Source organism: Bifidobacterium hapali, assembly GCF_002259755.1.
Lineage (GTDB): Bacteria > Actinomycetota > Actinomycetes > Actinomycetales > Bifidobacteriaceae > Bifidobacterium > Bifidobacterium hapali.
This window is the reverse complement of sequence record NZ_MWWY01000005.1, coordinates 225033-244410: the sequence shown is the minus strand read 5'-3', so window position 1 is coordinate 244410 and position 19378 is coordinate 225033. Positions and strand designations below refer to the sequence as shown.

The 19378-nt window shown below is 52.7% G+C and carries 18 protein-coding genes; 3 read left to right on the top strand and 15 right to left on the bottom strand.

Annotated features, from left to right (window positions below; genetic code table 11):
- Window positions 1-376 precede the first annotated feature (376 nt).
- The 11 genes from BHAP_RS01650 to BHAP_RS01600 all read right to left on the bottom strand — a co-directional run bounded on the left by BHAP_RS01650 (window position 377) and on the right by BHAP_RS01600 (window position 10280).
- Window positions 377-1030, bottom strand: a complete 654-nt coding sequence (locus BHAP_RS01650; RefSeq protein ID WP_094728967.1) for a tetratricopeptide repeat protein — start codon at window positions 1028-1030, stop codon at window positions 377-379.
- Window positions 1027-2253, bottom strand: coding sequence for an ATP-binding protein (locus BHAP_RS01645; protein WP_143248701.1), 1227 nt, complete (start codon window positions 2251-2253; stop codon window positions 1027-1029). Before BHAP_RS01645 ends, BHAP_RS01650 begins: the two co-directional genes overlap by 4 nt.
- 96 nt (window positions 2254-2349) lie before the next feature.
- The gene (locus BHAP_RS01640) at window positions 2350-2763 is read right to left on the bottom strand and encodes a hypothetical protein (protein ID WP_094728963.1); all 414 of its coding nucleotides are present in this window, start codon (window positions 2761-2763) and stop codon (window positions 2350-2352) included.
- A 2-nt stretch (window positions 2764-2765) separates the two neighbouring features.
- Window positions 2766-2978 carry a hypothetical protein gene (locus BHAP_RS01635; RefSeq protein WP_244569235.1) on the bottom strand — a complete coding sequence of 71 codons (213 nt, stop codon included), beginning with the start codon at window positions 2976-2978 and terminating at the stop codon, window positions 2766-2768.
- Window positions 2979-2984: 6 nt separating this feature from the next.
- Window positions 2985-3827, bottom strand: a complete 843-nt coding sequence (locus BHAP_RS01630; protein ID WP_094728959.1) for an HAD family hydrolase — start codon at window positions 3825-3827, stop codon at window positions 2985-2987.
- A gap of 111 nt (window positions 3828-3938) precedes the next feature.
- A complete protein-coding gene (locus tag BHAP_RS01625; protein ID WP_094728957.1) occupies window positions 3939-4787 on the bottom strand; it encodes an ABC transporter ATP-binding protein in 849 nt (282 codons plus the stop codon).
- Window positions 4788-4969: 182 nt separating this feature from the next.
- Window positions 4970-6217, bottom strand: coding sequence for a glycogen synthase (glgA, locus tag BHAP_RS01620; RefSeq protein ID WP_094728955.1), 1248 nt, complete (start codon window positions 6215-6217; stop codon window positions 4970-4972).
- A gap of 168 nt (window positions 6218-6385) precedes the next feature.
- Window positions 6386-6850 carry a hypothetical protein gene (locus BHAP_RS01615; protein WP_094728953.1) on the bottom strand — a complete coding sequence of 155 codons (465 nt, stop codon included), beginning with the start codon at window positions 6848-6850 and terminating at the stop codon, window positions 6386-6388.
- A gap of 234 nt (window positions 6851-7084) precedes the next feature.
- On the bottom strand, window positions 7085-8140 hold the full coding sequence (locus tag BHAP_RS01610) for a hydroxyacid dehydrogenase (protein ID WP_094728951.1): 1056 nt from the start codon (window positions 8138-8140) through the stop codon (window positions 7085-7087).
- Window positions 8141-8370: 230 nt separating this feature from the next.
- On the bottom strand, window positions 8371-9024 hold the full coding sequence (locus BHAP_RS01605) for a YczE/YyaS/YitT family protein (RefSeq protein WP_094728949.1): 654 nt from the start codon (window positions 9022-9024) through the stop codon (window positions 8371-8373).
- Window positions 9025-9248: 224 nt separating this feature from the next.
- Window positions 9249-10280: a LacI family DNA-binding transcriptional regulator gene (locus tag BHAP_RS01600; RefSeq protein WP_094728947.1), complete on the bottom strand. Its 1032-nt coding sequence runs from the start codon at window positions 10278-10280 to the stop codon at window positions 9249-9251.
- Window positions 10281-10524: 244 nt separating this feature from the next.
- On the opposite strand from BHAP_RS01600, the gene BHAP_RS11975 reads away from it, so the two are divergent.
- Window positions 10525-10656 (top strand): hypothetical protein, encoded by a 132-nt coding sequence (locus BHAP_RS11975; RefSeq protein WP_275542091.1) that lies wholly within the window; start codon window positions 10525-10527, stop codon window positions 10654-10656.
- 192 nt (window positions 10657-10848) lie between these two features.
- Here BHAP_RS11975 and BHAP_RS01595 read toward each other — a convergent pair whose 3' ends face one another.
- A complete protein-coding gene (locus BHAP_RS01595; RefSeq protein ID WP_094728945.1) occupies window positions 10849-12165 on the bottom strand; it encodes an MFS transporter in 1317 nt (438 codons plus the stop codon).
- Between the two features lie 701 nt (window positions 12166-12866).
- Here BHAP_RS01595 and BHAP_RS01585 point away from each other — a divergent pair.
- Window positions 12867-13211, top strand: coding sequence for a DUF6176 family protein (locus tag BHAP_RS01585; protein ID WP_094728942.1), 345 nt, complete (start codon window positions 12867-12869; stop codon window positions 13209-13211).
- 342 nt (window positions 13212-13553) lie between these two features.
- Here the strand turns inward: BHAP_RS01585 and BHAP_RS01580 are convergent, their stop codons facing one another.
- A complete protein-coding gene (locus tag BHAP_RS01580; RefSeq protein ID WP_244569233.1) occupies window positions 13554-14609 on the bottom strand; it encodes a CTP synthase in 1056 nt (351 codons plus the stop codon).
- A 590-nt stretch (window positions 14610-15199) separates the two neighbouring features.
- On the opposite strand from BHAP_RS01580, the gene BHAP_RS01575 reads away from it, so the two are divergent.
- Complete coding sequence (locus BHAP_RS01575) at window positions 15200-16273, top strand: VanZ family protein (protein ID WP_094728940.1); 1074 nt, start codon at window positions 15200-15202, stop codon at window positions 16271-16273.
- Window positions 16274-16506: 233 nt separating this feature from the next.
- Here BHAP_RS01575 and BHAP_RS01570 read toward each other — a convergent pair whose 3' ends face one another.
- The gene (locus BHAP_RS01570) at window positions 16507-17394 is read right to left on the bottom strand and encodes a sugar phosphate isomerase/epimerase family protein (protein ID WP_094728938.1); all 888 of its coding nucleotides are present in this window, start codon (window positions 17392-17394) and stop codon (window positions 16507-16509) included.
- A gap of 80 nt (window positions 17395-17474) precedes the next feature.
- Entirely contained in the window at window positions 17475-19136 is a 1662-nt protein-coding gene (locus tag BHAP_RS01565) for a glycoside hydrolase family 43 protein (protein ID WP_211279655.1), read from the bottom strand.
- Window positions 19137-19378 lie beyond the last annotated feature (242 nt).

Here is a 19378-nt window from a genome sequence, read left to right as displayed (position 1 = left end):
ACGGTACAAGTGTAATGCATGCAATCTCGCCAGCGGAAAACCGGCCGCTGTAGACCACCGCCGACCGTCAAGGTCAGTGTTCGGACCGGTCGCGTTGGTAGATGACGGTGAATTCCTTGACTTTGCGCAGTTGCTGCTGAGCCGACTCAAGCATAACCGTGGAACCCGTGACGGAGTTACGATGTGGGGAACATGGAAAGGCATACAAACCAATGGTCAAATTGGTGCCCCTCACCGGCGAAACTTGATAAAGTGCAGCGATGAAAACCTGTGACAAGAAATTCCAAGCGGTGAGGACAGCTATAGCATAAGTTAGCGGCATTGTCTGTTCCTTCGCGCTTGAGGATTTTATTGTGGGTTTCTTTTCGGCCCCACATTAATCAATCAAGCAATCATTCGTACGCGCGTATCCAGCACGTGCACTTTCCAATGCCTTCTCATACCAGCTAAGCCCGCCAGCCGTCGCAATTTCAAAGAAACGAGCCGACTGGGAATAATGATCGTGTGCAAGCGCCTTGTTACCACCGTTCTCGGCAGTTTCTTCAGCATGCTCATACCACTGTGCCAAACGCAATTCGATGCTAGCCAACACTGCCGCATCCTGTGGAAAACTAGGATCGCAGCAATCATATGCAATATCTGCTGCTTTACGGTATAACGCGATAGCTTTATCCGGATTACTAGCGCATCCTCGTCCGGACCGATACAGGTCGCCGAGCTTGTAGCAACTTTCCGGATTATCCATCTGAGCACCGAGAGTAAACCAGTGGAAAGCCTGCGCGTCATCCACTGAGCCAATACGGCCATATAAATACACGTAACCAAGGTTTGTGGCAGCCTGCGCATTACCCATGTTCGCACTACGCTCATACCATCGCGCTGCTTGTTGGAACAAACGGGCTCGTTCACCGGGATCTTTCTCGCGCATAGCAGCGTCATAGTTCGCCGCACCGATATCTAGCGAAATGTCACCGCCAAATACGATATCTGCGGTCTCGTCGTAATCATCACTCGTTATTTTACCGGTCATATGTTCTCCTCGTTGAGTAGCCAATCCAGCGCATACACTTGTTCAATGCCCTCGTGCGAGGTCGGGCGTTCGTCGTCCAACGTAATCAGGATCTTCGGATAATTGTCTTTGACTGCGCGCAGCGACGATAGCTCACGTTCCAAGGTATTCGGATCGCGCACGGATTCGCTCACTTGGTAGTATCGGCGTCCGTTGACGCCGTTGGTGATGAAGTCGATCTCACCGCCCGAACCTTGGCCGACGAACACGTCCCCTTCCCTGCGCATCAGCTCGAGAAACACCACGTTCTCCAAGAGACGACCAGTATCGCGCACGTTGTTGGAGCACAGGATACGACGAATGCCGAGGTCCACAGCGTAATACTTGCGCTCCTGACGCAGCGCACGTTTGCCCTTGATATCGAACCGCTGCACCGGGTAGAAGATAAATGCCGCCGTAAGACCTTCCACGTAATTGGATACTGTGGGCGGTGATATCTTTGTACCCATCGAGGTCATGGTATCCGCAATGGATTTGGGATTGACGAGATTACCGATGTTGTCGAACAGATATCGGGTCACCGTATCCAACGAAGCGATGTTGGATACGCCAAGACGTGCCGCCACATCCTTGAATAGCACCGTGTTAAGAATGCCGTCAAGATAATCGTGCAACATGGTCGCATCGCCGGGGAATCCCACTGTCGCCGGAAGCGCGCCATCATGCAGGTACTCCGACCATGCGCGCTGCATAGTCAATCCTTCGTCGGAACGCGCATTCCAGTATTCAGCGAAGGAAAGCGGCATCATGGAGATCTCCACATACCGACCGGATATCAGGGTGGCCAACGTACCGGAGAGCAGCATGGCGTTCGAATCGGTGATGTACAGATCGAGATCGCCTCTAGCTTGCAAACTGTCGAGAGTTTTCTGAAAGTCCGGCACATTCTGAATTTCATCGATCAACACATAACGGCGATCGCTCGTCGTAGAGTTCGCGAGCGCGCAGCGACGAAGAATTTCCTCGTGGAGCTTGTGATATTCGAGGAACTGTTCGTTTTGCAGTAGTTCAAGGTTGATGTGGATGATGGCTTCAGGTGCGACGCCATACCGTTCAATCAGCCGTTGCTTCCAGAGCGTCATCAGCGTTGATTTACCGCATCGGCGCACGCCGGTGATCACTTTGACCACATCATGGTCTTTCCATGCGTCAAGTTTGCGCAAGTATTGTGGCCTGTCGATCACCGACAACACCTTCCTTCTAAGATTAAAATAGATTTACAATACTGCAATTATATCAAAGTATTTAAAATCTATTTTTAATCCATTAACCAATCTTTTTCAAAGTAAAATACGTTTTCCTTCTTCGATAGCGTCCATGAGCTTGCGACGGTAAGCATCGAGGAAGTCGTCCACGTCAGTCTCTGTCAGCAATATCGGCTTGAGATGAGGCGACGTGACACGAATCGTGTGGTTGACCGATTCCGTTTCAGTCGGCGCGAACTCATTCGTTGGAACATGCTTCGGTGCCGGAGTGACAGATTGTTCGGATTCGTCGTGCTTCGCCGGTTCGTTTGACACCGGCTCAGTCAACTCGACCGGCGATGTCGTCACAACAGTATTGAAGTGGCAGAAGTGCGGCCGTTGGCTTCCAAAAGTTCCCTTAAGCTCGTGATTCTCGGCATCCCGAGCCTTAGCCTTCATAATATCGATGACCTGACTGCGGGTGAGCGGTTCAACAGCATCACAGAACATGGTCAGTTGCCTTGCCGACTGATTCCGCCTTTGTGACCAGTAGCTTTGAACGGCTGTGCACGATACATCGGTATCTTCGAGATACTGTACGCACCCGTTGTCCGCTCATTATGTCGATCATTGCCGTTACGCTTTTCATTCTTCTGCATCCCAGCAACGGCAATACCCTTGGCCTGTAATACCTTCATCCAACGCTCGTCCATATCATTCGTCACTGCCTATCACACCAATCCAAGCGTATGGAATGCGTTGGCTAGACCGTTGTCGTGAATATCGGTGGTTTGGATATCACAGAAACGCTCGATACCGTGAACAGCGTTGCCCATAGCTACGGAAGTGCCGGCAGCTTTCAACATGGCAGTATCGTTGTCACTGTCGCCGATTGCGATCGTATCAGTGATGTCATAACCCAGTATTGCAGCTACGTCGCGTACCGCAGTGCCTTTGTCAACACCGTTGATCAGTAGTTCGCCATTATTGGGGGAAATCTTGTCGTACGAGCCGTGCACTGTCTCAAACCACGGGCTCAAATCCTGCTTCGTCTGTTCAAATGTCACGTCCGGATCAGGACCAGTGAAATACGAACCTTTACTCGTATGAATAACGTGGCCCAGCGTAGAACCTTCAGGAATCTCAACCTCGTCAATTGGATGCCAGAATCGGGCAAACTCGCCTTTATTCCACATGTTGCCTTTGCGTTCAAGATGGCGACGATAGCCTTCGGAAATATACATACCGTTTGCACCTTGCCATTGATAATTGTCAATATGATGCGCGCGGAAATACTCCATTGCAGCGTCAATTGCTTCAGGAGATACCTCGTGCTGGAACAGGAGCCGGTCCCCCATATTCGCCTGCGCACCAGCTACCGAAACCACGCCATCGAAACCAAGATCGAGAATGCTTCGTTCAATCTTCGGCATAGAACGACCGGTGCAAATAAACAGCAGATGCCCGTTACGCTGCGCTTGCTGGCATGCTTCTCGAGCCGAAACTGGCACTTCGTGATGCTCGTCCGCCAGTGTGCCATCAATATCAATAAACACTAGTTTGCGCGTTGTCACTGTGGCTCTCCTCTCACCATACGCACATCAGTTCAACCAATGGTATTACTTCAATCATGGCATAACGCCAGCGCACCGCACCAGCACAGCGCGCCAACTCACTGCGCCAACTCACACAGCAAAGGCAGACCAGCGGTTATGCGTGTGTTCAACTGCGATAGGCATACCGAACAGGTCTGTAAGCCGCTCATTAGTAAGTCCATCTTCGAGCGAACCTGTGTACACGATCGTGCCAGCTGAAGGGTTGCCCATCGCATCAATACCGTCTTCGGTCGCGTCCTCAGCAGACACCGGCTTGCGACCCATAATAGCGATATGATCGAATCCAGCTGGGATCTCTTCAAGCCGATGCGTAACAAGCACTACAGCACGCGACGAACTTTCTTCGCCGATACGACTCAGCGTACGCATCACTTGTTCACGTCCACCCAAGTCAAGCCCCGTAGTCGGCTCGTCCATAATCAGTAGTTCAGGATCGCCCATAAGTGCGCGAGCAATGAGCACACGTGTACGCTCTCCTTCAGACAGACGCCACATTTGCTTGCCTTCGAGATAACTGACACGAAAATCCTTGAGCAGCTGGCGTGCGCGCGCATATTCTGCGTCTGTATACGTGTCTTGCCAACGGCCGGTGACCGCAGATAGTCCGGTGACGACTGCATCGAGTGGGTCTTCAAACGGCGGAAATTGTCGTGCGAGATCAGCGGAAGCCAAACCGATGCGCGTGCGAAGTTTGAAAACGTCGTAAGTACCGAGTTGATGACCGAGAACGAATACACGTCCTTCTGACGGGAAGGTGCGTGTAGCGAGCATGCCTACCGCAGTGGATTTGCCGATGCCGTTTGGTCCGAAGAGAATCCAACGTTCGCCAGCGTTGATCGTAAGGTTGACGTCTGTGATGATGACGCGACGGTTGCGGCGAAATTCGACGTTCTCGAGTTTGAGGACTTCGGTAGGCATGAACGATTCCTTTGGTGATTGTGATGATTTGATTCTGTGGCGGTTGGACAGTTAGTGTCCTGCATCATTAATCCGTTAACGAATTCACTGCTTCTCAAGTCAGCTTCGCCAATAGGGCTCCCCTGACAAGGGGAGCCAAGAACATCGTCAACGAACTTCTGACATAGGCAACAACGCCCAGATTACTTCTGTTCGTCAAGTACCGACTGATAGACCTTGACGGTTTCGTCGGCGATCGACTCCCAGCTGAACACGTCGCGGGCACGTTCGTAACCAGCTTGCCCCATCTTCTTGCGCAGTTCGGGATCAGCCATGATCTTGTTGATCGCGTCGGCCATGTCGTGCACGAACTTGTCCGGGTTAGTCGGCGTGCCTGTACCATCGTGCAGTTGATCAATCGGCACAAGATAGCCAGTCTCACCATCGACCACAACTTCTGGAATACCACCAGTAGCGGAAGCAACAACCGGCAAACCACATGCCATTGCTTCAAGGTTGACGATACCGAGCGGCTCATAAATGCTCGGGCAGATGAACGCGTCGCAACCGTGTTCCAGAGCGCTCAGCTCCTTCTTGGGCAGCATTTCTTCAATCCAGATGATGTTGCCGCGCTCCTTGTCGAGCTCGGCGAAGGAATTCTTGACTTCCTCCATGATTTCTGGGGTGTCGGGCGCGCCGGCGCACAGCACCACCTGTACATCCTTATTGACGAAGTGCAACGCCTTGAGCAGATACGGCAGACCCTTCTGACGGGTGATGCGTCCCACGAAAAGCAGTGTCGGCTTGCTGCGATCGATGTGGTATCGGTCAAATACACCCCACGCTGGGTCGTCTGCAGCCGGGGTAGCGAACTCAGACATAGTGATGCCGTTGTAAACAACAACAACCTTATCCGGATCAAGATTCGGGTATGCGGCAAGAATATCCTTGCGCATGCCGCCAGAAACAGCGATAATACGGTCGGCATGCTCATACGCATCTTTTTCTGCCCACGAGCTCAGATTGTATCCGCCACCGAGCTGTTCGCGCTTCCACGGACGGAACGGTTCAAGGCTGTGCGCGGTAATCACCAGCGGCGTGCCATGCAACATCTTGGCCAAGTAACCAGCAAGGCAGGAGTACCACGTATGCGCGTGAACAATATCCGCGTCCACATCGCTGGCAATCTGCAAGTCAACGCCGAATGTCTTAAGCGCCGGATTCGCTTGTGCTAGTTCAGACGGCACACCATAGCCGACAACATTGAGACTGCCCTTAGCTTCTGCCGCGTTCGGGATCGTAGGCACATCTGCTGCCGTACGTGGACCGTCGAACGCTCGTACGGTTACGTCAATACGCTCGGCTAAGACCTTAGACAATTCTTCAGCATGTACGCCAGCTCCACCGTAGACATGCGGCGGGTATTCGCGGGTAAGTAGATCGACCTTCATCGGTTCAACGCTCCAATCTGTGTAGATAGCCTATTGCCATCACAGTCCACTCTAGGCCATCTGGTAACAAAAAACGCACAACCATCGCGTGTTGTGTTGCGATGATTGTGCGTTGCGTTCAGTCCGTGGTTCAGTCAGCACTGAACTACTGAACATGTAAGAACAGATTCACACAGCAGTACCGTTGGCATCAAGATTAGGATTGTCTTTGGAGTTGCCGGCAGTGAAGAATAGGCTGAGCACGCCGATGATAAATACTATTGCAACCGTCGCGATCAACCACATGGGATGCTGTGGCAACCACATGACCACGCAGAACGCGATTGCAGCGAGAATAATCAGTGTCCAGCTGACTACGCGGAACCATTGATGGAGCGAATGCGGTGCCTTGAGTGCCTTCGGATCGCGATAGTTCGGATCAGCGACAAACGCGGATTCCACGTCATCAACGTCAAAATGCGCGGTGGGCTTCCACGGGCCGTCAGTGCCTTCTTGAATACGGCGGGACTTCTCTTGCAACGCGTATTCGTCGATCATGTTCGCGCGGCCGCGGCCTTGCGTTTGATCGTACTGAGACGGGATTCCCCTACGCTGGTCTTTAGCGGCCTTACGACGTTCCGCACGATTCGCCATGAATAACTCCTCTGCTATGACAGATATAACACTGAGTGATACTGTACCGCGCACACCGGCCCATTGCAGGGTGAACTGGTCGCGAAGCGGCCTGAGGGGTAATCACACGGACTGAACGTTCCAAAGGTGTGCTACCCCTCAGTCAGTTACCCTGGCACCTCCCCTGACAAGGGGAGTTACAAGCATCGTAAGCGAACTTCTGATGCAGAATAGTAGATACCCCTCTAATACTTTTTAGTACTCCTCACGGAAACGTAACGGCTTACCTGCGGCATGACGAGCCACTTCTTGCGCCACATTGAGTCCCATTGCATGCAACTCGGTACCAGTCGAACCCGCAATATGCGGCGTTAGTATCACATTAGGCATATCCCACAGCGGTGAATCAGACGGCAACGGCTCCGGCCACGTCACATCGAGAATCGCGTTAATACGGCCAGTCTTCAATTCAGCAATCAGCGCGTTATGGTCAACCACGCGACCGCGCGCAGAATTGAGTAACGTCGCCCCATCTTTCATTTCAGATAACTCATGTGCACCAATCATGCCACGCAGCGGCGGAATGTCAGGAGCATGAAGCGACACAATGTCCGACTGACTCATCACTGTGTCAAGATCAGCCTTGATTGCACCGTACGAAGCAGTTTCATCAGCAGACATATCAATCGCATACGCCAGCACATCAAGTCTGGTCATTTGCAGCATCGTCATGAGCCTGCGGCCAATACGCGACGATGCGCATACTAAGCCAACCGTTTTCTCATAGTTACCAACGTTCGCGAAAATGCTCTGCACATCCACCCATGCGCCCCAGCCTCGCTGCTCGTGATACATGCGTTCAGCACGGAAGAACTGCTTGTTCGCAAGCAAAATGTTCGCAAAGCAGTACTCAGCAACTGGCAAACCGTTGAGATAGCCAGAGTTCGATAACGCAATACCTCGCGATTGTGCAGCTGATTTGGCGTCAGCATCGGCAAAAATACGGTCAGCGGCACCACTGGCAGCAACGATACCTTTCAAGTTCGGCATCGCATCTAGCACAGTTGTATCGATAAGGTGCTCCGCTCCCCAACCGGTGATGATGTAGTCAGCTTTTGCGATACGTTCTGCGTTCGCTGAGTCATGGAAATTCTCCACGACAATCGGATTACCGTTCTCATCACGGTCCCAGTCAGCAACATGTTCAAGAGTGCGCCACGCATCATCTCCCATAATTTTGTCGACGAGATCAGTCGGGCGGAACGAGAATATGACAAATGACTTCGCGGATGGTGCGGTCTGCTGTGACATGCGATGCTCCTTCAATCGAAATTACCCAAAACGGGCACACATAATCGATCTTACGCACCGCCTATAGTCACGGCCACAGGTTGCCATACGTTGCCAGAGCAGATAAGCAGCTTGAATCAGAAGTTTGTTGACAACATTCTTGCCCCCTCAGCTGTCGTCGTAGACGGGGCGAGTGGCAGTGGATTCGTTATTAATGGCACACGATTCCACATGACCATATAATCACATGATCAGGCACATGCCGCGACTGGTTCTTTCGCAGGAACGAAACGACAATACCGATTGATGACATTGACGATTTGCCCCGTGATAATTGCGGCGACGATCGTACCGATACCGAGTCCGCGAATACCACCGAAGAATACAAACGACAGTATGCCAGCGATGATGATCAACAATACATCGAAACATACTTTAAGCGTTCCAAAACGTGCCTTCGTCACGATGACGAGTGCGTTCACTACGCCTTCACCGGGCACCATGATGAGCCCCGGAGCAACTTCCATGCAGATACCGAGTGCGAGAATCGTACAGCCGAGCAACAGACCAATACCTTGCTCCCACCATGTATCAGGAGAGAACCAGACAAGTAGATTCATACTGACATCGAGCGTGGAAGCAAACCAAAAGGTGACAGCAAGTTGAAGATACTGAATGGGTTGAAAATCACGACGCAATAACATCAGTTCAACAACAACGAATAGGACATTCATCACAAACGTGGTTACACCGAAACTGATTTGTGGGAATCGTAGCGTAGTCACCCATGCAAGACTGGAAATCGGTGAAGTACCAAGATTGCTTTTCGTGATAAGCGCGATACCGAATGATTCAATGGCAATGCCGGCAAGAAAACAGATGATTCTCTTGACAATATATGGCATTTTTATCCGTCCTTACGTATCTCAATAGCAATCTTCTTCTTGTGACTGTTTTATTGAATAATCACGAGAAGTATGCGGCTTACACGTAATCCATACAGCCGTTGATTACTATACCATAGTACGGAAAGCGGTTACCATATATCTACATTAGAGAATTCGTTATTTTTATATATTGTGATGCAAATAACAGTAAGCGTTTACCGACTGTCACGATGACAGTTTACTTACCAAGCAACACATGCTTCCGAATCACGCAAACACGGACGCCCCTGTACCACTTCAACACGAGGCTGTGGCATCGCCGTTCCTGTGCGGCGCGCATACACTTGTTCATGCAGCATACGAAATGCCCTCTCCCCCATCTCATGGAAATTCTGCGTATAGCTCGTCAATGCAGGCTCCCACATCGCAGCAAATCCACGATCGTCAAAACCAACAACACTCACATCATCTGGAACATGGCGACCTGCTTCACGTAGCCCTTTCATCACAGCAATCGCAGTCTCATCACTGCCAGCAAAAATCGCAGTCACATCTTTAAGCGGGCCAAGCTCACGACCAACACGTACTAATTCATTGCGATCATCATTGATAATAATTGGCTCAGGCACCTCTATGCCACGCTCTTCAAGTGCGTCACGCCAGCCATTGAGCCGAGTGTTATCGCTCGGACCTTCGCCTCCACCCACATACATAACAGTGTGATGCCCAAGATCAAGCAAGTGCAGGGTCATCCAACGACCACCGTCACGTTCAGCATTAATGATTTGGTAGTCTCCGTCGCCAAAACTGCCGCCCACTACAACAACTGGCAAATCTTTTGGCATGTATTGCAATGCCTCAAGTCCCGATCGATCATATTCATAGACGATCGCTCCAGCCGGACGAACAGACAACCCCATGCGTACGCGCGCCTCAACTGAGGACATATCAGATTCATCAAGTGAGACGATCGTAAGTAGAAAACCGAGACGGCGAGCGGCAGCTTCCGCACCATGATTTGTAGCGGAAGTCGAAAACGCTGATGGATTGGCAGCAAACACCACTACAGAATCCATTTCACGGTTTGACAGTGCACGGGCGACAATGCTCGGCTCATATCCGAGTTGTTTAATCGCGGCGGCAATACGGACACGCTTGTCTTCCGTAACGTTAGCAGTACCGTTGAGATAGCGTGACACCGTGGGGGCAGATACGCCGGCGAGTTTAGCGACATCTGTAATTACTGGCCTCGTATGCCCTGTACTTCTTGCCATGTGTTGCGCGCCCCTTCTGAAATTGACTGCGTTACGGTTCGGTTGCGTTATCGTTGCATAGGCCAGTAAAGACTGTGTACGACATCGCGAAAACCATTGTACCTATTGCGAAACGCCGATGCGACGATATTGCTCTTGCCAGCATCGTGTGTGTGCTGTATTATGAAACCGGTTTCAAAAAGAAACCGGTTTCAGACACAGCAACGTCAGTCAAACCGACGGCGTCCAAGGAAAGGAACATATCATGTCATTCAAGGATTCCATGCTGCGTGGTCTGGCCATGTACGGCATGAGCTCGATGGCTCAGAGCAGCTTCTCTAACACCAAGGTGCTCTCCGATCTCGTCAATCTTGCTAACGGCAAGACTGCCCGCTGAATCGTTATAGTTCGGCTAGCGTAGGCACTTGTTGCGCTACCAACCGGACTGCCCCCTGTCATGTCATCCGTTAGACGATGGCATGATACTTATACACGTCAACGGCGGGAAACAGGACAATGCAGTCCCATTTCCCGCCGTGTTATATGCTCATTGTTCGATGCTGGAAACTCATGTATTGAACAAAGCTAACTAGCGACCGATACGCGAACCGAAGAACGCATACCACGCGTCAAACAAGAACAACGGCACCATCGCAAGCATTGCCACTTCAATACCAGCCGCATCCTGAATCACGCCAAGGATGAACATAATCACCGCACCGCCGACAATGCTCATCACGATAATTGACGAACCAGTCTTAGCTTGCACGCCACTCAAGCCACGCAACGACAACGAGAAAATCGTCGGATAACCAATCGAAACAAACAAGAACGACACGAGCAACGCAATCACAGATACACGGCCCAGCCCAAGGAAAACTACGACCATCAGTGCCGCACCGATCAACATGTACCAGCCGAGAATCTTCGCCGGATCTAACCGCGCCATCAGAGGCGTCGTCAAAAATCGACCGAGCGTAAACAGTAAGGCCATCACTGATAACAACGCCGTCGCAAAACCAGCCGTAGTGCCCTCACCCCAATGCTTTAGCGCATAAGCCGGGAACATAGCCATACCACCGGTTTGAATGCCAAGGAACAAGAACTGTGCGAACACACCGAGAACAAAATACGGGCGATGCAGCAGATCGCGGAATACGTTACTTTGCGCAGCATCCGAAACAACCTCAGCATCATCGTCAGGCGGAGTAGGCAGCTTTACAAGAACGAATATCACAAGCAGCACTGCCAGAGCAATGCCAATCGCCATGTACACGCCACGCGTGTCCGAGAGGAACTTCGTTTTCGCTGCTTCAAATCCAGGCTGGCCAGGAGCAACCGTCTGCGACACAATCTGACCGAGAATCAACGGACCAACCACTGTGCCAACACCGTTAAAACTCTGCACAAGATTCAAACGGAACGATTCACCTTGCTCATCACCTAGCTTAGTGATATAGGGGTTGCAGTTCGCTTCCAACGATGCCGCACCAAGCGCGATCACAAACATAGCGAGCAAAAACAGCGGGTAGCTTGCCATGCCAGTAGCCGGCGCAACCGTAAACGAGCCGATCACAAACAGCAACAAACCGCAAATAATGCCGCCCTTATAGCCGAATCGACGTGCGATCAGACCAGCAGGAATAGCCATGATGAAGTAAGCGCTGTAATACGCCACCTGCAGCAGTGACGACTGCGCACTGTTGAGTTGCAGATAGTTACCGAACGGAGTATTCAGCGCATTCACCATATTCATGGTGAGACCCCACGTGAAGAACAGTAGGGTGACTAGCGCAATGGCAAGCAACGTTGCCGGCTGAGTAGAGCGAGGCTTCTGCCCCTGTACATTATTCGTGGAATTGTTGTTGGCATTGATCGTGCCAGCTACATCATGGGCATCGGTCATCGTACAGTTCCGCCTCCCGTATGTCTTTTTGTCATTGCAAAGCCGACGACCGGTGATATATGAACGTCGGCCAAGTGCAACTAGTGTACCGGTAGGTCCAGAATCCCGCGACACGCATGCATACGCAATAGGTACTGCATGAGAAGCTCGGTTACGATGTGCATGGTTTCCCTAGTATCCTGCGTCATAAATACGTTAACGAATTCATTGCTTCTCAAGTCAGCTTCGCCAATAGTGGCTCCCCTTGTCAAGGGAAACCATTCGATGCTGGCGTAAGCGTCCCGCCTGAGATTGTCGAGCATCGCCGATTGCCCAGCAACCTCCTCTTCCGACGCGGCGAGCGGGATGATGTCCAGACAGCCCGGTGCGAGCGATCGTGAGCCACGCAACATTGTAATCGGCAGGTAGAAGTTATTGTGACAAAGGTGAAAGATGGTAGCGGTCGGAGGTAGGCAACAGCGGTAGCACGATCTAGCGGAAGATGCGAATTTGCCGGTACCATCCGCGCTTGGCGACTTTCAGCAGGAGTCCATCTCGTGTACCGTTGCTGGCGCTATCGGTCAGACGCTCGCAGACTCGGGTAATCCCCTCACTACCCTCCACCAGAACAAGCCACGAGCGAGAATATTATCGGAGCGCACACAGCACAAGTTGTACAGTAAAGGCAAACAACAATCAAGGCATTCCAGAAAAGGACGATAATGCAAACCATATTGACGAAATGTCGCATCAAGCCAGGTAAAGAAGCATTGGCCCACGAATGGATGCACTTCCTAGCCGATCATCTGGAGGAAGGCAACGCCACATTGCCGGACGAAGGTGTGTATATCGAGACATGGTTCCTAAGCGAGGAACCGGAAGGGCTATGGATGTATACGTACACGATCGTAGATGACGTGGAAGTCCAACAGAAGCAATTCAAACACAGTGCGCATACGATTGACGACAAGCATAAGGCATACATGAAAGAGTGCGTAGACTATGACAATATCGTAATGCTGAAACCATCCGTAACGTTGGGAGATTATTCGGTCTTTGGTCGGTGAATGTCCATCCGTCTCATCCATCCGTCTCACCTCACACCGCACCTTCTCATTGAGTTACGGCCTCCTCAGTCCCTCCAAACGACCGTAAGCCAACGAAAGAATACCGTTAGTGCTGACTTACGGCCTCCAAAAGGCATCAGGACGACCGTAACTGAGCAGGAACCTCATCCTCCCATTGACTTACGGCCTTCTTTAGGGGTTGCGAAGGCCGTAAGTCAATAACAGCATTACGATAGCGCTCAGTTACGGTCTGCAATGGGACGCCCACAGAACAACATCCTCGGATTACCGTCAACAGCATGCGCTCCATCTGTGCCTCGGCATACGACGTTGACTACCGAATCACACCAGCAGTCGCATACCGGTTTTCAGCACACCAGCCTCCTCCAGCTTGCAATACAACGGATGCCGCTGTTTCACCTCTTCATAATCGGTACGCAGTATCGTCGTCACGCCAGCGTCACGTAGAACACTCTCACGAGCGCGCTCATCCTGCACCACCTGACGTATGTCTCTTCCCTTGGTCATCGACAGATCGACATACTTGCGCATACCGTCATATTCCAGCACGACGCTCTTGCCATCAGCCAGCTGCCATAGGAAATCCACACGATACTGGACCATCTCGTTCCGCGGATCAACAAACACCTGCTGCAATTTCGGTTTGACGAACCCGCCATCAAGGATCACCGCTCGACACGCCGATTCACCGCCGTTCTCGCTCGCAGAATCTGCATAATGCAACGCTCTCATCACCGGACCACAATCCACACGCAATCCATCGCAGATATCGAGAACATCCTCTAACCGCGTCAAGCCACGACGCAATGCCGCGTCGAACATCGGTAACACATCCACGAACGAGTACCGCAATGCGCAATCGACCAGCGTTCGAGCCGGCGAGGTAATACGCACCATACCGATCAATCCCGAATCCAGCACGGCATCAACATCAGTCAAGCGCATACTGATCGTGCCATCGTCGCGCAATATAGACCTGATCTCACGAACATCGGGATCATACATGTATATCCGATGCAACTTATGATAGGCATTGCGCAGATGCGCAGAACCGGTCGTGGTGATAAACACCGGGTCCCCAGCATGCAAATGCCAGCCGTGATCCAAATGCAGCATGGACGCGGCGCTCAGACCAGCGAAAATTCGATGCGGAAACTGCTCCGCAAGCGTGCGAATGACATGACGGGCCTGTTCCACGACATCCAAAGCGGTCCAATAGTCCGAACGCGCGTAGACATTGCGGTGAGGCCGCACCAATTCACCATGTTTCAACCTGACATACGTAGCCTTGCGCTCCGCGTTAGTCGTAGGGAAAAAGCAGCGCCGATAACGTTCTGCCTGCGTTGAGAGTCGTTCAATATCCTTATGCGTATCCATGAACCGATCATGCCGAGTGACTGCCGTCTGCGCAAGCAAAAACGAGGTATGTGGTCGAACGGTGGTTCATACGGCGTGTCGCCTTGTAATATGCGGGTAGTGCATGCCGCCAACAGTATGTGGATAACTTTTGCATGCGGGCAAATCCAGTCTTGACGCAGGCTTCTACGCTTTCCGATGACGAACGATAGGATCAGTCTGCGAGGACGTGCACTACCGCAAGTCTTCCACGGCTTACGGCCGTTCTCATGCCGTTTCAAGGCCGTAACTGAGCATTATCCATACCTTTTCATTGAGTTACGGCCTCTGTGGAGCCGTCAAAAGGCCGTAACTCAATGAAGGAGTGAGGTTAGCGCTCAGTTACGGCCTCCAAAAGCCTTCCAGACGGCCGTAACTCAAGGAGAGGAACACGATACCGCTCAGTTACGGTCATAGCCACAAAGATGACGGTCAATCGCACACATCATCCCATCAGCCGATGCCAAACGACGGGATCGGCCGCTACAGTGGCATACGATTGTCGGCGCATGACAGGGCCGGAGTGAGTTCGGTATCCGTACCCACAGCAGGCATGCAGAGAGAGGAACATCATGGGATACATCGCATATTTCAGCCGTCCGTTCATGCTGGCGGTCGCACTGTGGCCGTTCATGTCAGCGGTGCTTACGGTGCCGGTGCTCGCGCTGCTGTACCACCGTTATAATCGCATCCGCTTCGCGCAGGCTCTCGTTGCGTATGGCACGGTACTGTACGCCATCGGACTACTCTGCTTCACGCTGTATCCGATGCCAGCAGATCCAGCCGCATACTGTGCCGCGCATCATCTCACCCCGCAACTCAACCCACTGCAGTTCATCGGCGACATCCGCGCCGACGGTCTGTCAGCGATTATGCAGCTCGCTTTGAACGTCCTATTCTTCCTACCACTCGGCTTCATCATGGGTCGCGTATTCCGCTGGCCGATCGCCGCGGCACTGCCGTTCGGCTTCGCGACGAGTCTGATGATCGAAACATTGCAGTTGACCGGATTCCTTGGACTCTACCCGTGCTCGTACCGACTGTTCGACGTGGATGATCTGATCACAAACACGCTGGGAGCGGTACTCGGTTACGTCGCAGCCAAATTGTTCGACCGGCTTGTGCCGCCACGCACGCACGATCTGACAACGGTGACTCGGCCGGGATTCTTGCGACGCTGCATCGCGTATGTGATCGATCTGACAGTCGTCACGGTCGTTGCAATGCCGGCGGCCATGCTGATCACGATCGTCTACGACATGACGGTGGTGCGTGACATCGCAACATGGCAGACGATTCCGGCTGTCGGTCACATATTCGGCAATGATGTCACGATCTACGATGTGACGATGTTGATCTCGCTGCTCATCTTCGAACTGTTGGTGCCGTTGCTGCGCAACGGACAAACGCTCGGTGGCGGGTTCACGCATATGACGTGCGAGACGCGACCACGTTCCGGCTGGCGTCGCGCGCTGTTCTATGCATTGCGGACGGCGGTATTCATGATTGTCGTGTTCGCGCAGCTGATTCCTAGGGCCAGCATATTCACATTCGCACTGCTCATCTTCTACTGGGTGAAAAAGCAGATGCCGTACGATCTACTGCCTGCGGAGTCGCTCGTCGAGGGTACACCGACTCGTCCGTGAGATCGGATTCGCCATACAGGCCGTGACTGAGCAGTATCTCCACCCTCACCTTGAGTTACGGCCTCCAAAAGCCCTTCAGACGGCCGTAACTCAAGGAGAAGATTGCGATACTGCTGAGTTACGGCCTCCAAAGGGGTCTGAGAAGGCCGTAACTCAAGGAAAGGATGCCGATCCTGCTGAGTTACGGCCGTCTGATTGAACGGACGACGATCACAATGGCCGACGCCAGTTCATCACAGCTGCGATTCGGCAGGCAGTGCTTCAATGGCCTTGCGGGCGGCGATCAACGCTTCCTCAAGCGGCTCAGCATGCGGATACCAGCGACGCTCCCATTCGAGGGAGAGCGGACCCGTGTAGCCACCGTCCTTGAGCAGCTTGCAGCATTCGGCCAGCGGCACACGACCAGTGCCTTGCAATACCGGGGTCTGGTCGCCGGGGAACGCACAATCCTTGATCTGCACGACGCCACGACCGCCAACCAGATACGGCTTCAGGTAATCGAAGGTCACCGCTGGTGCTTCGCCGACACGCCACGGATGGGCCAGATCCCAGATGGAACCGACCTGATTGCCCGGGGCGAGCTTATCGAGATAGTAGTGGATGATCGCGTTACGCTCGCCATTGGTGTGGCTGTCGTGCGTTTCAATCAACGGTTGGACGCCGAGCTTGTCGGCAGTCGGCAGCGCTCGGGCGATGATCTGGGCACCGCGTTTGGACACTCCAGCGAGATTCATACCCTTCGGCAGCACCATGCCCGGCAGACGGTCCGGGTCACAGGAGGGCTCAAGCGGTGCAGAGGGGAATACGCGCACATAACGTGCACCGAGCACGGACGCCATATGCAGGCAGTGCTCAAGACTTTCAACCAGCTCATCCTCTTCGCGGGCGGTGTTGCACACCTGCACACGCGAGTCGACGGAGAAGATGGACACACCGGCCTTCTCGGCCAGCTCATCGCGCATCGCTTTGAGTTCGTCGTCGGTGGAGGTCATCGTGAACTTCATCTCATCGCCGACGGCGACTTCGATCTGATGAACACCTGTCGCCTTGAACGTACGAGCAAGCTCATCCATTGAATCGTACGGTGCGCCCAAAGTGGACGCTGCTAGTTCCCATGTCATAATTTATTCCTTTCGTTGCATATTTGGAAGTGCATACTTGGAAGTTAGAAAACCGAAAAATGCTAGGCAATCAGCCCATATCAGTGCTGTTCGCGATAGTCGAAATACTGGAAGTCTGCATGCGAACGCTTGGCATCCATATCTTGCGAGCAGATGCCAACCATGCCACCAGTAAACGCGCAGCCTTGAATCGTGCGTTCCACGTAGTCATCGCTAATATGGTCCGCCGGTTGCGCGCCGCCGATTGCCTTCCACAGAGCGTTGTCACCGCGCATGTTCGGGCCTTGCGCGAATCGGAAGTGAGCAGTGTCATGCCTCACTTCAACTTTCAACCGCACCGGCTCCTCGTCCAAAGCAAGCGCGTCGGAACCATAGTCGAGTGCACCATGATCGCAGCGCAACACTTGAATAATGCGCCGATCAGTGCCTTCTGAATCAAACGATACATACGCGTAAACCCAGTTTTGCGTATCGTAATACAGGATTAGACCAGCCACTTGCTGATAGTTTTCCGGCTCAAAATCGAGCACAGTCTCAGCGTCGAAATCGTACGATTCCCAACGTCGAGCAAACAACGTCTGATGGTGCTGCGAGCGCAACGACTGGTCTCCATACAGTCTCAGCCAGCCCGGACGTGCGGTAAGCGAGTAATCACGCTCTGCACGCAAAGCTCCACGCAGAGTCTTAAAGCTCGACGGAATGGCCGGGTCGGTTGCGGAGTTGAGCGGAGCGGCAGCTTGTGCAGCGGAATCATACTCAAATTCGATGCGTTCAGAATGGTCAGTTTCCTGCGCAATACCTTGTGAAACAGCTGGCGCAGGTACGCGCAGATCAGGGCTGATCGTGTTGTTGATCAGTCTTGGCCAACCATCTTCAGTCCAATAGATTTTCTGGATGGCGGTTTCGCGGCCGAGCGTGCAATTGCCGCGTTCAGTCAGGGGACGACCGCAAATTTGCGTGACGTACCATTCGTCACCGATTTGCAGGAAGCAACAGTGTCCAGATTTTTGTAACGGATTGCTTGGCTCATCACTCGTGGTCATGAGTGGCGTGTACGGCGAATCTTCGAATGGTCCTTCGAGTGTGCGGGCGCGTGCGACGGTTGCGGCGTGCATGTAGCCTGTGCCGCCGGCCGCGCACAGCAGGTAGTACCAGCCGTCTTTCTTGAGGATTTGTGGACCTTCGCATACGCCGAGTTTGGTGCCTTTGTAGAAATGCTTGCGTTCACCGATCAGTCGCATGGTCACGGGATCGAATTCCTGAATGACTGTGCCAGCGAACCTCTGATGGCCCGGACGGTAGTCGTAGAGCATGTTAAGGAACCATTTGCGACCGTCGTCATCGTGGAAGATGGCTGGGTCGAAACCGGATGCAGTCAGGAAGCTCGGCTCGCTCCACGGACCGGTAATGGTCGGCGCGGTGATGACGTAGTTGAGCGTGTCTTTGAACGGCGCGTAGGTTTTCACATCAGTGTAGACGAGCCAGAATTTGCCGTCTGCATAGCTTAAGTGCGGTGCCCACAGTGAGCCGGAATCGTAGTTGCCGCGCAAATCGACCTGTGATTCGCGGTTGACGGGTGCGACGATCCACTCCCAGTTGACGAGATCGCGCGAATGGTAGATGTCGATGCCTGGCCACCATTCGAATGTGGATACGGCGATGTAGTAGTCGTCACCGACACGTAGCGCACTCGAGTCGGGATGGAAGCCCGGCAGGATTGGGTTAGTGATCATCGTGGTCATTACTGCTCCTTTGTGATGGTCGATGATGCCGATGATGCCGCAGACAATGCCGACGATGTTTGCGCTATCAGAAGAGTTGACTCGTTAACTTGATCGCAATATGTGAACAGCAGCCAATTGCTGAGCCGAACTCACTTTTACAGCAATGAACTGTCACCACGCCACTGCAATCGGCTACTACTTGTGCAGGGCGCATGATCAATATCCTTTATCGAATGATTCCACAATGACACGGACTGAGA

Coding starts and splice junctions, on each gene's coding strand:
- BHAP_RS01640 (WP_094728963.1), bottom strand. CDS start 2,763: ATGTTCTGTGATGCTGTTGAACCGCTCACCCGCAGTCAGGTCATCGAT.
- BHAP_RS11975 (WP_275542091.1), top strand. CDS start 10,525: ATGTCATTCAAGGATTCCATGCTGCGTGGTCTGGCCATGTACGGCATG.
- BHAP_RS01595 (WP_094728945.1), bottom strand. CDS start 12,165: ATGACCGATGCCCATGATGTAGCTGGCACGATCAATGCCAACAACAAT.
- BHAP_RS01575 (WP_094728940.1), top strand. CDS start 15,200: ATGGGATACATCGCATATTTCAGCCGTCCGTTCATGCTGGCGGTCGCA.
- BHAP_RS01600 (WP_094728947.1), bottom strand. CDS start 10,280: ATGGCAAGAAGTACAGGGCATACGAGGCCAGTAATTACAGATGTCGCT.
- BHAP_RS01610 (WP_094728951.1), bottom strand. CDS start 8,140: ATGTCACAGCAGACCGCACCATCCGCGAAGTCATTTGTCATATTCTCG.
- BHAP_RS01580 (WP_244569233.1), bottom strand. CDS start 14,609: ATGGATACGCATAAGGATATTGAACGACTCTCAACGCAGGCAGAACGT.
- BHAP_RS01650 (WP_094728967.1), bottom strand. CDS start 1,030: ATGACCGGTAAAATAACGAGTGATGATTACGACGAGACCGCAGATATC.
- BHAP_RS01585 (WP_094728942.1), top strand. CDS start 12,867: ATGCAAACCATATTGACGAAATGTCGCATCAAGCCAGGTAAAGAAGCA.
- glgA (WP_094728955.1), bottom strand. CDS start 6,217: ATGAAGGTCGATCTACTTACCCGCGAATACCCGCCGCATGTCTACGGT.
- BHAP_RS01605 (WP_094728949.1), bottom strand. CDS start 9,024: ATGCCATATATTGTCAAGAGAATCATCTGTTTTCTTGCCGGCATTGCC.
- BHAP_RS01615 (WP_094728953.1), bottom strand. CDS start 6,850: ATGGCGAATCGTGCGGAACGTCGTAAGGCCGCTAAAGACCAGCGTAGG.
- BHAP_RS01570 (WP_094728938.1), bottom strand. CDS start 17,394: ATGACATGGGAACTAGCAGCGTCCACTTTGGGCGCACCGTACGATTCA.
- BHAP_RS01565 (WP_211279655.1), bottom strand. CDS start 19,136: ATGACCACGATGATCACTAACCCAATCCTGCCGGGCTTCCATCCCGAC.
- BHAP_RS01625 (WP_094728957.1), bottom strand. CDS start 4,787: ATGCCTACCGAAGTCCTCAAACTCGAGAACGTCGAATTTCGCCGCAAC.